This is a genomic window from Streptococcus sp. 1559 (assembly GCF_013276735.1).
Classification (GTDB): domain Bacteria; phylum Bacillota; class Bacilli; order Lactobacillales; family Streptococcaceae; genus Streptococcus; species Streptococcus pseudopneumoniae.
The window spans coordinates 13,131-28,115 of the sequence record NZ_VMLO01000052.1; the positions used below are offsets into that span (position 1 = coordinate 13,131).

Genomic DNA, 14,985 nt, shown 5'->3' on the forward strand with positions numbered 1-14,985 from the left:
GGGGAAGATATGGTATTGGAAAATAAACTAGGCATTACAAACTCAGCCCAGCTGGCAGATGCAGAAGAAAAACTGACAAAAAAACAAGCCGCCCTGCTTTTTCAGACAGGAGACTTGTTCAAGATGGAAGTTGGGACATTTGCAGGGCTGTCAGCTATTCACCACTATCTTTTTTCAGGTATCTATGATTTCGCTGGAAAAATCCGTGATGTCAATATTGCAAAGGATAACTTTCAATTTGCCCCCCGTATTTTTTTAGAGCAATCCTTACAGTATATTGACAAACTTCCTCATGACAATTTTGATCAAGTGGTTGATAAGTATGCGGATATGAATATTGCCCATCCTTTCCGTGAGGGAAATGGACGCGCCATGCGGATTTGGCTAGATTGTATGCTTCGTGAGAAGCTGGGTAAGGTGGTAGATTGGAACGCCATTGATAAGGATGAATACCTGAATGCCATGAAGCGTAGTGCAGTATCGACTGGAGAACTCAAGTATTTACTCCTCAATAACTTGACGGATGACCTCAGTCAGACCAGTTTCTTTAAGGGAGTAGATGCTTCATACTACTACGAAGGATACAGTCTTTACAAGACAAGGGAATTATAATATAAAAACTATCCAGTAAGAAGAAGTAGACACCTAGTAATCTATAAAATGAGAAGGTACTGACATGAGAGCTGAGACAGAAATGCTAAATCTGATTTTACAAACTGCCAAAACTTTACAAGTTAAAGCTGTCGCCATGTCTGGTTCACGGGCAAATCCAAAGGCCCTAAAAGATGAATTTCAAGACTATGACGTGGTCTATGTCGTGGATGATTTAGATAATCTGACGAGTGACCTTTCTTGGTTGGAGCATTTTGGCAAACGCCTGATTGAACAGCATGTCCTACTTGACCAGCGACATCTTTATCTCATGCTCTTTGAGGATGGTAACCGCATTGATTTAACCCTATGTCCTAAAGAACACATGAAAGAATGGGTAGATAGCGAGTCGAAATTCATAGTTTTGGAAGATGAGAAGGACTTATTTGAGTCCTATTCTCCCAGTCCAAAGCGTCACTGGATAACCCCAGCTACTGAAACGGATTTTAAAAATTCCTGTAATGAATTTTGGTGGGTGTCAGCCTACGTTGTCAAAGGGATTTGTCGCAAGCAGGTATTCTATGCTACTGACCATCTCTATGGTATTTGCCAACAAGAACTCTTGAAAATCTTGGCTTGGCAGGTCGCAAGTGATAAGGGAACAGTAGACGTCGGCAAGAATTATAAGTATCTTTTTAACTATTTACCCACTGATAAAGAAAAGGAATTCTCAGATTTGCTTGATTTTTCAAGTATAGATAAAATTACTCAGTCTTTATTGGCTACGATGCAACTTTTCCACCAAGAAGCTCAATTTCTTGCTCAAAAAATGGGATTTGACTACGATAAAGAAGTGGCTGAGAAGATGATTGAGTATGCTAAGGAAAGAGTGAAGAAGTTTGGGAATAACTGGAAAAATGAAAAAGCGAGAGGAGAAGACTCATGATTGAAAAAGTGGAACGCCTCATTACAGAGATTAATCGTATTCATCGAGAATATTCTAAAGATTATTTTGAAACGGGTAAGGTGGAAAAAATCAATCTCAAGCATACCTTTTCAAAAGTTCCGACTAAAGCGATTTTGGCCTACCGTCTGAATTTACATGAGTCAATTAATGATTATCTGATGAAAGCGGATGTCCAAGATATTGCCTATGTTTATCGTGTCAAAACTTCTGAGTCTATTTTAGATAAAATTACACGTTTTTCAGAGCGTCAAGAGGGCTATCCTGTGAATTCAATTCTTAATGATATTTTTGGTGCTCGTATGATTTTAAGTTCCAAAGAGATAGCTCAAGTTATGGAGAAACTAGATGATTGGCAAGAGCTGTACGGACTAAAAAACTGGTATTTACGTGATAAAGATGGCTATGTCGGTATTCATATCTATTTTAAAAATAAAAGTAATTTTTACTACCCATGGGAACTCCAACTTTGGGATAAGAAAGATGTAGATAGCAATATCGCCAGTCATATCAAGTATAAACGAGGATTTGTGGAGTAGACTTTCAAGTGGAAATGGCGATACAGGAATTGGATGAAACTCACTTACTCTATATTTTTTCTTTTTCCATAAAAAATACACTACATTCTTCGAAAGAAATTGAACATGCCCTAAATGCTATGTGAAATTCCTTGTTAACTGAAGCAACATATTAAATTACAGAAAGGATAGTTTGGTTACTTACGGTAACTGAACATTGGACTAATCCTTTTATCATTACACATACTCTATATTCTTTGAAAGGAGTTGAACACGCCCTAAATGATGCGTGAAAAAGATAAATTCTCTGGTGAGCTTGCTTACTTCAAGAATTTTCTATTTTCACTTGGTATTTTACGGGCTCTGTATCCTATATGTCTAACATTCAAAACATGTCCCTAGAGGACATCATGGGAGAGCGCTTTGGTCGCTACTCCAAGTACATTATTCAAGACCGGGCTTTGCCAGATATTCGTGATGGCTTGAAGCCGGTTCAGCGTCGTATTCTTTATTCGATGAATAAAGATGGAAATACTTTTGACAAGAGCTATCGTAAGTCGGCCAAGTCTGTCGGGAATATCATGGGGAATTTCCACCCACACGGTGACAGTTCCATCTATGATGCCATGGTTCGTATGTCACAGGACTGGAAAAATCGTGAGATTTTGGTCGAAATGCACGGTAACAACGGTTCTATGGACGGAGATCCGCCTGCGGCTATGCGTTATACTGAGGCGCGTTTGTCTGAAATTGCTGGCTACCTTCTTCAAGATATCGATAAAAAGACTGTTCCTTTTGCTTGGAACTTTGACGATACCGAGAAAGAGCCGACAGTCTTGCCAGCAGCCTTTCCAAACCTCTTGGTCAATGGTTCGACTGGGATTTCGGCTGGTTATGCCACAGACATTCCTCCCCATAATTTAGCTGAGGTCATAGATGCTGCAGTTTACATGATTGACCACCCAACTGCAAAGATTGATAAACTCATGGAATTCTTGCCTGGACCAGACTTCCCTACAGGGGCTATTATTCAGGGTCGTGATGAAATCAAGAAAGCTTATGAGACTGGGAAAGGGCGCGTGGTTGTTCGTTCCAAGACTGAAATTGAAAAGCTAAAAGGTGGTAAGGAACAAATCGTTATTACTGAGATTCCTTATGAAATCAACAAGGCCAATCTAGTCAAGAAAATCGATGATGTTCGTGTCAATAACAAGGTGGCAGGCATTGCTGAGGTTCGTGATGAGTCTGACCGTGATGGTCTTCGTATTGCGATTGAGCTCAAAAAAGACGCTAATACGGAGCTCGTTCTCAACTATCTCTTCAAATACACAGACCTGCAAATCAACTACAACTTTAATATGGTGGCGATTGACAATTTCACGCCTCGTCAGGTTGGGATAGTTCCAATCTTGTCTAGCTACATCGCCCACCGTCGTGAAGTGATTTTGGCTCGTTCCCGCTTTGACAAGGAGAAGGCTGAGAAGCGTCTCCATATTGTCGAAGGTTTGATTCGTGTGATTTCGATTTTGGACGAAGTCATTGCTCTTATCCGCGCTTCTGAGAATAAGGCTGACTCCAAGGAAAACCTCAAAGTTAGCTATGATTTTACGGAAGAACAGGCTGAGGCTATCGTAACCTTGCAACTGTACCGTTTGACCAATACAGACGTAGTTGTCTTGCAGGAAGAAGAAGCAGAACTTCGTGAAAAGATTGCTATGCTTGCGGCGATTATCGGTGATGAACGGACCATGTACAATCTCATGAAGAAAGAACTTCGTGAGGTCAAGAAGAAATTTGCGACTCCACGTTTGAGTACTTTAGAAGACACTGCGAAAGCAATCGAGATTGATACAGCTAGTCTGATCGCCGAGGAAGATACCTACGTCAGCGTAACCAAGGCAGGTTACATCAAGCGTACCAGCCCGCGTTCCTTTGCGGCTTCAACGCTAGAGGAAATTGGCAAACGTGATGACGACCGTTTGATTTTTGTTCAATCTGCCAAGACAACCCAGCATCTCTTGATGTTCACGACTCTTGGAAATGTCATCTACAGACCAATCCATGAATTAGCAGATATTCGCTGGAAGGACATCGGAGAGCATTTGAGCCAAACTATTACCAATTTTGAAACGAATGAAGAAATCCTTTATGTGGAAGTTGTGGATCAGTTTGATGATGCGACAACTTATTTTGCAGCTACTCGTCTTGGTCAAATCAAACGGGTAGAACGAAAAGAATTCACTCCATGGCGGACCTATAAAACTAAGTCTGTCAAGTATGCTAAGCTCAAAGACGAGACAGACCAGATTGTAGCAGTGGCTCCAATTAAATTGGATGATGTTGTCTTGATTAGCCAAAACGGTTATGCCCTTCGTTTCAATATTGAAGAGGTTCCGGTTGTCGGTGCCAAGGCTGCAGGGGTCAAGGCTATGAACTTGAAAGAAGATGATGTTCTCCAGTCTGCCTTTATTTGCAATACCTCATCCTTCTACCTCTTGACCCAACGTGGAAGTTTGAAACGTGTTTCTATTGACGAAATTCCGGCAACCAGCCGTGCCAAACGAGGACTACAAGTCTTGCGTGAGTTGAAAAACAAACCGCACCGTGTCTTCTTGGCTGGTGCAGTTGCAGAACAAGGCTTCGTTGGTGACCTCTTCAGTACAGAAGTGGACGGGAACGATCAAATTCTGCTTGTCCAATCCAATAAAGGAACAATCTATGAAAGCCGATTGCAAGACTTGAACTTGTCAGAACGCACTAGCAATGGAAGCTTCATTTCTGACACGATTTCAGATGAAGAAGTTTTTGACGCTTATCTTAAAGAAGTATTTACAGAAGCTAAATAAGTGAAATGAAGAGTCAGTTCTAAGAGCTGGTTCTTTTTATTGAAGAAATTTTCTGAAAATTACAAAATATACTTGCTATTTTAGAAAAATAGTGTAGAATATAAGAAATAGGTTTTTAGAATAAGGAGTGGAATATGACAGTAACGATTGATTGGGAAAACCTTGGTTTCTCCTATATGAAATTACCTTATCGCTATATTGCTCATTTTAAAAATGGACAATGGAATCAAGGAGAACTTACAGAAGATGCAACCTTGCATATTTCAGAGTCTTCTCCAAGTCTTCACTATGGTCAACAAGCCTTTGAAGGTTTGAAAGCTTATCGTACTAAGGATGGCAGTGTTCAACTGTTCCGTCCTGATGAAAATGCCAAACGCCTGCAACGGACATGTGACCGTCTCTTGATGCCACAAGTTCCGACAGAAATGTTTGTAGAAGCTTGTAAAGCAGTTGTCCGTGCCAATGAAGAATACGTACCACCATACGGAACAGGTGGAACCCTCTATCTTCGCCCTCTTTTGATTGGTGTCGGAGATATTATCGGGGTAAAACCAGCAGAGGAGTATATTTTTACTATCTTTGCTATGCCAGTTGGAAATTACTTTAAGGGTGGTTTGGTCCCAACCAACTTCTTGATTCAGGATGAATATGACCGTGCTGCTCCAAATGGTACAGGTGCGGCTAAGGTTGGTGGAAACTATGCTGCCAGTCTCTTGCCAGGGAAATTGGCCAAGTCACGTCATTTCTCAGATGTTATCTACCTAGATCCATCAACACATACAAAGATTGAAGAAGTCGGATCAGCTAACTTCTTTGGAATTACAGCTGATAATGAATTTGTAACACCATTGAGTCCATCTATCTTGCCATCTATTACCAAGTATTCTTTGCTTTATTTGGCAGAACACCGCTTGGGTTTAACTCCTATTGAGGGTGATGTTCCAATTGATAACCTTGACCGTTTTGTAGAGGCAGGTGCCTGTGGTACAGCAGCGGTTATTTCTCCAATTGGAGGCATTCAACACGGTAATGATTTCCATGTATTCTATAGCGAAACAGAAGTAGGTCCTGTGACTCGTAAACTCTATGATGAATTGACAGGTATTCAGTTTGGTGATATTCCAGCGCCAGAAGGTTGGATTGTAAAAGTAGATTAAAAATATATTAAAGGAGATTTTTATGAAATCGAAAAAGTGGATTTTAACAACAGGACTTATCCTAAGCACAACATCTTTTAGCAGCCTGTGGAAAAGCTGATAAAGAAGCAGATGCTCCGACAACATTTTCTTATGTCTATGCAGTGGATCCAGCATCCTTGGACTACAGCATAGCAACGCGTACATCCACAACAGATATTATCGGAAATGTCGTTGATGGTTTGATGGAAAATGATAAATATGGTAATGTTATTCCTTCTTTGGCTGAGGATTGGTCTGTCTCAAAAGATGGATTGACTTATACCTATAAACTTCGTAAAGGAGTGAAATGGTACACATCAGAAGGCGAAGAATACGCAGAAGTAACAGCCCATGACTTTGTGACAGGACTAAAACACGTTGCTGATGGTAAGTCAGACGGTGTCTCTCTCATCCAAAATTCAATCAAAGGCTTGGACGCCTATATGACTGGTGAAACCAATGATTTCTCTGCAGTTGGTGTTAAAGCTTTGGATGACTACACAGTTGAGTATACATTGAATGCGCCAGAAAGTTTCTGGAATTCAAAAGTTACAACAGCGACGATGTTGCCTGTAAATGAAGAGTTTTTAAAGGCATCTGGAAAGAATTACGGAGAGGTTAGCCCAGCAGGGATTCTCTACAATGGACCTTATTTCTTAAAAACATTGACTTCTAAATCGTTGATTGAATATGAAAAAAATCCAAATTACTGGGATAAAGAAAATGTTAAAATTGAGAAGATTAAATTGACCTACTACGATGGTTCAGATCAGGAGTCTTTGATCCGTAGCTTCTCCTCTGGTGCTTATACGACAGCCCGTCTCTTCCCAAGCAGCTCAAACTTTGCTTCGACTTTGAAAGAATACGGAGATAAAATCACTTATAGCCCACAGGACTCAAGTAGTTATTACTTTACTTTTAACGTAAATCGTCAGTCATACAATAAAACTGCGAAAACAAGCGAAGAGCAAAAGACTTCTACAAAAGAAGCTATGCTTAATAAGGACTTCCGTCAGGCTATCAACTTTGCCTTCAACCGTCATTCGTATGCTGCCCAGCTAAACGGTGAAGATGGTGCGGACAAGATTATTCGTAACAGCCTCGTTCCTGACAACTTTGTACAAGCAGGGGGTAAGAACTTTGGTCAAATCGCTCAAGCAGAGTTGGTGAACTACGGTGACCAATGGAAAGGTGTTGAGCTAGTTGACGGTAAGGACTCTATTTACAACCCTGACAAGGCTAAAGCTACGTTCGAAAAAGCTAAGAAAGACTTGGAATCTAAAGGGGTCACTTTCCCAATTCACTTGGATGTCCCAGTTGAACAAACAGATACCATCGCCGTTCAACAAAGCAACTCTTTCAAACAGTCAATCGAATCAACTCTTGGTGCTGAAAATGTTGTTATCGACGTTCTTCAAATGACAGATAATGAAAAGGAAACAATCACTTCACAAGCGCGTGTTCCTTCTCAAAAAGACTATGATTTGAACAGTACAGGATGGGCTCCAAGCTATCAAGATCCAGCGTCTTACTTGAATATTATGGATCCAAAATCTGGTTCTGCCATGAAACACCTTGGTATTACTAAAGGAAAAGATAAGGATGTTGTAGCGAAACTTGGTTTGGATCAATATAAGAAATTGTTAGAAGATGCTGTTTCTGAGACCACTGACCTAGAGAAGAGATATGAAAAATATGCAAAAGCTCAAGCTTGGTTGACAGATAGTTCATTATTGATGCCAACAGTCTCATCTGGTGGTTCTCCAGTTGTAAGTAATGTCGTGCCATTCTCAAAACCATACTCACAAGTTGGTATTAAGGGGGATCCATATATCTTTAAAGGAATGAGATTGCAAAAAGATATTGTTACAACAAAAGAATATGACGAAGCTCTTGAAAAATGGCAAAAAGAAAAATTGGAATCCAATAGCAAATACCAAAAAGAACTAGAAAAACACATTAAATAAGGAATGGTATTGATCTTGATAAAATTTTAAAAATACTGTCATTTTGGATATAAAGGAGTTTGATATGGAGTGGATTAGATTAATAGGAATAGCAATCATTGTTGTGGGTTTTATTTTAAAATTTGATACAATTGCAACAGTAGTCTTAGCTGGTTTGGTTACAGCTTTAGTTTCAGGTGTTTCTCTCGTTGAATTTTTGGAGATTTTGGGAAAAGAATTTAGCAATCAGCGAGTGCTCACGATTTTTATGGTTACCTTACCTCTTGTGGGACTGTCAGAAACCTTTGGACTCAAGCAACGATCAATTGATTTGATTCGAAAGATTAAAGGTCTGACAGTTGGAAACTTCTATACAGTTTATTTCTTTATTCGAGAGTTAGCTGGTTTCTTTTCAATTCGTCTAGGAGGACACCCTCAGTTTGTCAGACCTTTGGTTCAACCTATGGGAGAAGCAGCAGCAGAGTCTCAATTAGGTAGAAAGTTAACAGAGGTTGAAGATGAGACAATAAAAGCGCGTGCGGCTGCAAATGAAAATTTTGGAAATTTCTTTGCTCAAAATACGTTTGTAGGTGCTGGGGGAGTCCTCTTGATAGGGGGAACATTAGATCAGTTAGGCTATGAAAGCAATTATGCAGGGATTGCTTCTGCATCTATTATTGTTGCTGTTATAACACTTATTGTAGTGGGGATTTACAATTATTTATTTGATAAAAAATTGACATCAGAAAAGACTAGGGGAGGAGAACAAAAATGACAGAGTTGGCAAAGCAACTATTAGAGTTGACCTATATTGTGATTGGTTGTCAATTTCTCCATACAGCCTATTGTAGTTATAAAGATAAAACAAATCCAGTCCGATTTGGAACATCTGCATTTTGGACTCTATTGGCTATTACGTTTATAGGTGGTTCCTATATGCCAAATATGAGTATTGGTATTATTGTAATCCTATTATCGCTGTTAACATTGTTTAAGCAAGTCCGTATCGGAACCTTGCCATCCTTGGATGAAATGAAAGCCAATATTGAATCTAATAGATTGAAAAATAAAATTTTTATTCCAGTTATGCTGATGGCAATACTTGCGTTGGTCTTAGCGCAAATGATTCCAGAATTTAGCAAGATTTCGATTAGCCTTGCCGCCTTGTTTGCTACAATTTCTGTTCTTGTGATTACCAATAGTCACCCTAAGAGTCTGTTATCAGAAAATAATCGAATGACTCAGCAAGTTTCAACAAGTGGGATTGTTCCCCAATTATTAGGGGCTTTGGGGGCTATTTTTACTGTAGCAGGTGTTGGTGATGTTATCTCTCATCTGATTAGCGGTATTGTTCCTTCAGATAGTCGCTTTATAGGAGTTTTGGCCTATGTTCTTGGAATGGTTCTATTCACAATGATTATGGGAAATGCTTTTGCAGCATTCACCGTTATTACAGCAGGTGTTGGAGTTCCCTTTGTATTTGCTCTAGGAGCTAATCCAATTGTGGCTGGTGCTCTTGCCATGACAGCAGGTTATTGTGGGACCTTATTGACCCCAATGGCTGCTAATTTTAACGCTCTACCAGCAGCATTGATGGATATGAAAGATCAGAATGGCGTTATAAAGTCTCAAGCAGGTGTTGCTCTAGTAATGATTGTTATTCACATATTCTTAATGTACTTTCTCGCATTTTAGTAAAGGAAAATAAAATGAAAATATTGGTTACAGGTTTTAATCCTTTTGGAGGTGAAAAGATTAATCCAGCTTTGGAGGCTGTAAAATTATTACCATCTGAGATTAATGGGGCCGAAGTTCGCTGGGTAGAAATTCCAACGGTTTTTTATAAGTCGTCAGAAGTTTTAGAGGCAGAAATATTACGATATCAACCAGATGCTGTACTTTGTATTGGACAAGCAGGCGGCAGGACCGGCTTAACACCTGAACGAGTGGCTATTAATCAAGATGATGCTCGCATACCTGATAACGAAGGCAATCAACCAATTGATACACCGATTCGTATTGATGGAGCATCGGCCTATTTTAGTAGTTTACCTATCAAAGCGATGGTACAAGCTATTAAAAAACAGGGACTTCCAGCAGTTGTGTCCAATAGTGCAGGAACCTTTGTTTGCAATCATTTGATGTACCAAGCTCTTTATTTAGTGGATAAAAAATTCCCTAATATGAGAGCAGGTTTCATGCATATTCCATATATGATGGAACAAGTAGTAAATAAGCCGAATACTGCAGGAATGAGTCTATGCGATATTGTAAGAGGCATAGAGCTAGCTATTGAAGCTATTGTAGACTACAAAGATAAGGATTTGCAGTTAGTAGGTGGTGAGACTCACTGATAACCTAAAAAGGATAGTCAATTATGCTTGTTTACTAACTATTAGCTATGCTAAACCGATTGAGGTTGTTTACATAAAACTCTATATCAGACAAGCCTGATATAGAGTTTTTTCTTGCTAGTTTTAGGATTTTCTTGTACAATAGAAAAAGTGAAGAGAGGTATGAAATGAGTAAGAAAGATAAAAAAATCGAAATTCAAGTAGCAGATGCCAAAGTTAATGTAGGAAAAGACAGTTTTGAAGGCTATACCTTGATCATTGGTAAAAAAATTATCGGAGAAATTGCCGAATTAGATGGACAATTTGCCATCATAAAGAATGGGAATGTCGATAGTTTTTATAAAAAATTGGAAAAAGCTGTGGAAATTTTGATTGAAAATTATAATTTAGCAAAATAAGTCTTGTTTTTTTGAAATTTTCATGATATAATAGTCCATGTTGATTGTAGGAGAGATAGCGAAGAGGCTAAACGCGGCGGACTGTAAATCCGCTCCTTCGGGTTCGGGGGTTCGAATCCCTCTCTCTCCATTTTATCAATGGGGTATAGCCAAGCGGTAAGGCAAGGGACTTTGACTCCCTCATGCGTTGGTTCGAATCCAGCTACCCCAGTTCTTAGGTAATAATCAAGATAAAAAGCAAAATATCTTAGGGTATTTTATTTTTATAATTGAAAGACGTGAATGATATGAACATGTCCTTGCGGGTGCTTAGGAAAAAAATTATAAGTATGTCAAGTTTAAGAAAAAACTTGATTGTTGGAGGATTTTTTAGATGAACGAATTTGAAGATTTGCTAAATAGCGTTAGCCAAGTTGAGACTGGTGATGTTGTTAGTGCTGAAGTATTGACAGTTGATGCGACTCAAGCTAACGTTGCAATCTCTGGAACTGGTGTTGAAGGTGTCTTGACTCTTCGCGAATTGACAAACGATCGCGATGCAGATATCAATGACTTTGTTAAAGTAGGAGAAGTATTGGATGTTCTTGTACTTCGTCAAGTAGTTGGTAAAGATACTGATACAGTTACATACCTTGTATCTAAAAAACGCCTTGAAGCTCGCAAAGCATGGGACAAACTTGTTGGTCGCGAAGAAGAAGTTGTTACTGTTAAAGGAACTCGTGCCGTTAAAGGTGGACTTTCAGTAGAATTTGAAGGTGTTCGTGGATTTATCCCAGCTTCAATGTTGGATACTCGTTTCGTACGTAACACTGAGCGTTTTGTAGGTCAAGAATTTGACGCTAAAATCAAAGAAGTTGATGCTAAAGAAAACCGCTTCATCCTTTCACGTCGTGAAGTTGTTGAAGCAGCTACAGCAGCAGCTCGCGCTGAAGTATTTGGTAAATTTGCTGTTGGTGATGTTGTAACTGGTAAAGTTGCTCGTATCACAAGTTTCGGTGCTTTCATCGACCTTGGTGGTGTTGACGGATTGGTTCACTTGACTGAATTGTCACATGAACGTAACGTTTCACCAAAATCAGTTGTAACTGTTGGTGAAGAAATTGAAGTGAAAATCCTTGATCTTAACGAAGAAGAAGGACGTGTATCACTTTCACTTAAAGCAACAGTACCAGGACCATGGGATGGTGTTGAGCAAAAATTGGCTAAAGGTGATGTAGTAGAAGGAACAGTTAAACGTTTGACTGACTTCGGTGCATTTGTTGAAGTATTGCCAGGTATCGATGGACTTGTTCACGTATCACAAATTTCACACAAACGTATTGAAAATCCAAAAGAAGCTCTTAAAGTTGGTCAAGAAGTTCAAGTTAAAGTTCTTGAAGTTAACGCAGATGCAGAGCGTGTATCACTTTCTATTAAAGCTCTTGAAGAACGTCCAGCTCAAGAAGAAGGACAAAAAGAAGAAAAACGTGCTGCTCGTCCACGTCGTCCAAGACGTCAAGAGAAGCGTGATTTCGAACTTCCAGAAACACAAACAGGATTTTCAATGGCTGATTTGTTTGGTGATATCGAACTTTAATCAAATTGAAAATTCACAAAATCCTTTGTTTACTAAACAAGGGATTTTTCTTTTGTCTCTGCTCCTTTTTTGATATAATAGTTCTATGTTAAAATCAGAAAAACAATCACGTTATCAAATGTTAAATGAAGAATTGTCCTTCCTATTGGAAGGCGAGACCAATGTTTTGGCTAATCTTTCCAACGCCAGTGCTCTCATAAAATCACGTTTTCCGAATACCGTATTTGCAGGTTTTTATTTGTTCGATGGAAAGGAATTGGTTTTAGGTCCCTTCCAAGGAGGTGTTTCCTGTATCCGTATTGCACTAGGCAAGGGCGTATGTGGTGAAGCTGCTGAGTTTCAGGAAACAGTCCTGGTTGGTGATGTAAGTACCTATCCCAACTATATTTCTTGTGACAGTCTAGCTAAAAGTGAAATTGTGGTGCCGATGATAAAGAATGGCCAACTACTTGGAGTTCTGGATTTGGATTCTTCAGAGATTGAGGATTACGATGCTATGGATCGAGATTATTTGGAACAATTTGTTGCTATTTTGCTTGAAAAGACGGAATGGGACTTTACAATGTTTGGGGAAAAATCTTAATGTATCAAGCACTTTATCGAAAATATAGAAGTCAAAACTTCTCCCAGTTGGTTGGTCAAGAAGTTGTGGCTAAGACTCTTAAACAAGCAGTGGAACAAGAAAAAATAAGTCATGCTTATCTTTTTTCTGGTCCACGTGGAACGGGAAAAACCAGTGTAGCTAAGATTTTTGCTAAGGCTATGAACTGTCCCAATCAAGTGGGTGGTGAACCTTGTAATAACTGCTATATTTGTCAGGCAGTGACGGACGGTAGTTTAGAAGATGTCATTGAAATGGATGCGGCCTCTAATAATGGGGTGGATGAAATTCGTGAAATTCGTGATAAATCTACCTACGCCCCTAGTCTTGCTCGTTATAAGGTTTATATCATAGATGAGGTTCACATGCTGTCTACAGGGGCTTTTAATGCCCTCCTAAAGACGCTGGAAGAGCCAACACAGAATGTAGTCTTTATTTTGGCCACTACTGAATTGCACAAGATTCCTGCTACTATTTTATCCCGTGTGCAACGTTTTGAGTTTAAATCAATTAAGACACAGGATATTAAGGAACATATCCACTATATCTTAGAAAAAGAAAATATCAGTTCTGAACCAGAGGCTGTGGAAATCATTGCCAGACGAGCGGAAGGTGGAATGCGGGACGCCTTGTCTATTTTGGATCAAGCCCTGAGTTTGACACAGGGAAATGAATTGACGACTGCCATCTCTGAAGAAATTACTGGCACCATTAGCCTATCAGCCTTGGATGATTATGTGGCTGCCTTGTCTCAACAGGATGTTCCCAAAGCTTTGTCTTGCTTGAATCTTCTTTTTGATAATGGTAAGAGCATGACCCGTTTTGTGACCGACCTTTTGCACTATTTAAGAGACTTGTTAATTGTTCAAACAGGGGGAGAAAATACTCATCATAGTCCAGTCTTTGTAGAAAATTTGGCACTTCCTCAGGAAAATCTGTTTGAAATGATTCGCTTAGCGACAGTGAGTTTAGCAGATATTAAGTCTAGTTTGCAGCCCAAGATTTATGCTGAGATGATGACCATCCGTTTAGCAGAGATTAAGCCTGAACTAGCTCTTTCTGGGGCAGTTGAACATGAAATTGCTACGCTGAGACAGGAAGTAACACGTCTCAAACAAGAACTCGCAAATGTGGGAACTGTATCCAAGCCAACAAGTCCAGCTCCTAGTCGTCCAGCTACGGGCAAAACAGTCTATCGTGTAGATCGCAATAAAGTGCAATCTATCTTACAAGAGGCTGTCGAAAATCCTGATTTGGCACGTCAAAACCTGATTCGCTTGCAGAATGCCTGGGGAGAGGTAATTGAAAGTCTAGGTGGGCCGGATAAGGCTTTGCTGGTTGGTTCTCAACCGGTTGCGGCCAATGAACACCATGCAATTCTTGCTTTTGAGTCTAACTTTAATGCTGGTCAAACCATGAAACGGGACAATCTCAACACTATGTTTGGCAACATCCTCAGTCAGGCAGCAGGTTTTTCACCTGAGATTTTAGCTATTTCCATGGAGGAATGGAAAGAAGTTCGCGCAGCCTTTTCAGCCAAAGCCAAATCTTCTCAAACTGAAAAAGAAGCAGAAGAAAGTCTGATTCCAGAAGGATTTGAATTTTTGGCTGATAAAGTGAAGGTAGAGGAAGACTAAAGAAAGATTTCATGATACAATAAATTTATGAATAAACAACAATTTATTATTATGGCGCTGTTTACAGCTGCTGAGACCTATTTTTTCAATGAAGCCTGGATGACTGGCCGCTATATTATGGCAGCCTTTTGGGCAATTTTACTCTTCAGAAATTTTCGTGTCAGTTATGTGATGGGCAAAATCGTTGATGTCATCGATCAGCATTTTAATAGGAAAGACTAGCCCTCAGCTTCCAGACAAAATCAAAGCCTTTTAGGCTTTTTTTTGTTATACTATAAAAGTATATTTATTGACCTTTTATACTCTTCGAAAATCTCTTCAAACCACGTCAGCTTTATCTGCAACCTCAAAGCGGTACTTTGAGCAACCTGCGGCT

13 protein-coding genes, 2 tRNA genes and 1 pseudogene are annotated in these 14,985 nt (G+C 39.5%); all 16 read left to right on the forward strand.

Annotation, left to right across the window (positions count from 1 at the left end; all coding sequences use genetic code 11):
• Positions 1-9: 9 nt before the first annotated feature.
• The 16 genes and pseudogenes from fic to HT688_RS07555 all read left to right on the forward strand — a co-directional run bounded on the left by fic (position 10) and on the right by HT688_RS07555 (position 14,831).
• Positions 10-612: a protein adenylyltransferase Fic gene (fic, locus tag HT688_RS07480; RefSeq protein ID WP_050222936.1), complete on the forward strand. Its 603-nt coding sequence runs from the start codon at positions 10-12 to the stop codon at positions 610-612.
• A gap of 64 nt (positions 613-676) precedes the next feature.
• Positions 677-1,537, forward strand: coding sequence for an aminoglycoside 6-adenylyltransferase (locus HT688_RS07485; RefSeq protein ID WP_050222937.1), 861 nt, complete (start codon positions 677-679; stop codon positions 1,535-1,537).
• A complete protein-coding gene (locus tag HT688_RS07490; RefSeq protein ID WP_050222938.1) occupies positions 1,534-2,094 on the forward strand; it encodes a RelA/SpoT-related domain-containing protein in 561 nt (186 codons plus the stop codon). The genes HT688_RS07485 and HT688_RS07490 overlap by 4 nt, the downstream gene beginning before the upstream one ends.
• A 353-nt stretch (positions 2,095-2,447) precedes the next feature.
• On the forward strand, positions 2,448-4,919 hold the full coding sequence (gene parC / locus HT688_RS07495) for a DNA topoisomerase IV subunit A (RefSeq protein WP_078929788.1): 2,472 nt from the start codon (positions 2,448-2,450) through the stop codon (positions 4,917-4,919).
• A 134-nt stretch (positions 4,920-5,053) separates the two neighbouring features.
• A complete protein-coding gene (locus HT688_RS07500) occupies positions 5,054-6,076 on the forward strand; it encodes a branched-chain amino acid aminotransferase (protein ID WP_023936685.1) in 1,023 nt (340 codons plus the stop codon).
• A 22-nt stretch (positions 6,077-6,098) separates the two neighbouring features.
• A pseudogene (locus HT688_RS07505) lies at positions 6,099-8,064 on the forward strand (peptide ABC transporter substrate-binding protein).
• 64 nt (positions 8,065-8,128) lie between these two features.
• The gene (locus tag HT688_RS07510; protein WP_023940979.1) at positions 8,129-8,818 is read left to right on the forward strand and encodes a DUF969 domain-containing protein; all 690 of its coding nucleotides are present in this window, start codon (positions 8,129-8,131) and stop codon (positions 8,816-8,818) included.
• Positions 8,815-9,738 (forward strand): DUF979 domain-containing protein, encoded by a 924-nt coding sequence (locus tag HT688_RS07515; RefSeq protein WP_050222940.1) that lies wholly within the window; start codon positions 8,815-8,817, stop codon positions 9,736-9,738. Before HT688_RS07510 ends, HT688_RS07515 begins: the two co-directional genes overlap by 4 nt.
• Positions 9,739-9,752: 14 nt before the next feature.
• A complete protein-coding gene (gene pcp, locus HT688_RS07520) occupies positions 9,753-10,397 on the forward strand; it encodes a pyroglutamyl-peptidase I (protein WP_050207861.1) in 645 nt (214 codons plus the stop codon).
• A gap of 167 nt (positions 10,398-10,564) precedes the next feature.
• The gene (locus HT688_RS07525; RefSeq protein WP_050222941.1) at positions 10,565-10,795 is read left to right on the forward strand and encodes a DUF2969 family protein; all 231 of its coding nucleotides are present in this window, start codon (positions 10,565-10,567) and stop codon (positions 10,793-10,795) included.
• 49 nt (positions 10,796-10,844) lie between these two features.
• A tRNA-Tyr gene (locus HT688_RS07530) sits at positions 10,845-10,925 on the forward strand.
• 9 nt (positions 10,926-10,934) lie between these two features.
• Positions 10,935-11,006 (forward strand) — tRNA-Gln (locus HT688_RS07535).
• A 162-nt stretch (positions 11,007-11,168) separates the two neighbouring features.
• Positions 11,169-12,371: a 30S ribosomal protein S1 gene (rpsA, locus tag HT688_RS07540; RefSeq protein WP_001001629.1), complete on the forward strand. Its 1,203-nt coding sequence runs from the start codon at positions 11,169-11,171 to the stop codon at positions 12,369-12,371.
• An 85-nt stretch (positions 12,372-12,456) separates the two neighbouring features.
• Positions 12,457-12,954: a free L-methionine (R)-S-oxide reductase MsrC gene (gene msrC, locus HT688_RS07545; RefSeq protein WP_023932849.1), complete on the forward strand. Its 498-nt coding sequence runs from the start codon at positions 12,457-12,459 to the stop codon at positions 12,952-12,954.
• A complete protein-coding gene (gene dnaX, locus HT688_RS07550) occupies positions 12,954-14,609 on the forward strand; it encodes a DNA polymerase III subunit gamma/tau (protein ID WP_050222942.1) in 1,656 nt (551 codons plus the stop codon). The genes msrC and dnaX overlap by 1 nt, the downstream gene beginning before the upstream one ends.
• A 27-nt stretch (positions 14,610-14,636) precedes the next feature.
• Positions 14,637-14,831, forward strand: coding sequence for a DUF3272 domain-containing protein (locus HT688_RS07555; RefSeq protein ID WP_001041547.1), 195 nt, complete (start codon positions 14,637-14,639; stop codon positions 14,829-14,831).
• Positions 14,832-14,985 lie beyond the last annotated feature (154 nt).

Bases quoted from the DNA above. Each gene is read 5' to 3' on its own strand.
- fic (WP_050222936.1), top strand. From the start codon at position 10: ATGGTATTGGAAAATAAACTAGGCATTACAAACTCAGCCCAGCTGGCA.
- HT688_RS07485 (WP_050222937.1), top strand. From the start codon at position 677: ATGAGAGCTGAGACAGAAATGCTAAATCTGATTTTACAAACTGCCAAA.
- HT688_RS07490 (WP_050222938.1), top strand. From the start codon at position 1,534: ATGATTGAAAAAGTGGAACGCCTCATTACAGAGATTAATCGTATTCAT.
- parC (WP_078929788.1), top strand. From the start codon at position 2,448: ATGTCTAACATTCAAAACATGTCCCTAGAGGACATCATGGGAGAGCGC.
- HT688_RS07500 (WP_023936685.1), top strand. From the start codon at position 5,054: ATGACAGTAACGATTGATTGGGAAAACCTTGGTTTCTCCTATATGAAA.
- HT688_RS07510 (WP_023940979.1), top strand. From the start codon at position 8,129: ATGGAGTGGATTAGATTAATAGGAATAGCAATCATTGTTGTGGGTTTT.
- HT688_RS07515 (WP_050222940.1), top strand. From the start codon at position 8,815: ATGACAGAGTTGGCAAAGCAACTATTAGAGTTGACCTATATTGTGATT.
- pcp (WP_050207861.1), top strand. From the start codon at position 9,753: ATGAAAATATTGGTTACAGGTTTTAATCCTTTTGGAGGTGAAAAGATT.
- HT688_RS07525 (WP_050222941.1), top strand. From the start codon at position 10,565: ATGAGTAAGAAAGATAAAAAAATCGAAATTCAAGTAGCAGATGCCAAA.
- rpsA (WP_001001629.1), top strand. From the start codon at position 11,169: ATGAACGAATTTGAAGATTTGCTAAATAGCGTTAGCCAAGTTGAGACT.
- msrC (WP_023932849.1), top strand. From the start codon at position 12,457: ATGTTAAAATCAGAAAAACAATCACGTTATCAAATGTTAAATGAAGAA.
- dnaX (WP_050222942.1), top strand. From the start codon at position 12,954: ATGTATCAAGCACTTTATCGAAAATATAGAAGTCAAAACTTCTCCCAG.
- HT688_RS07555 (WP_001041547.1), top strand. From the start codon at position 14,637: ATGAATAAACAACAATTTATTATTATGGCGCTGTTTACAGCTGCTGAG.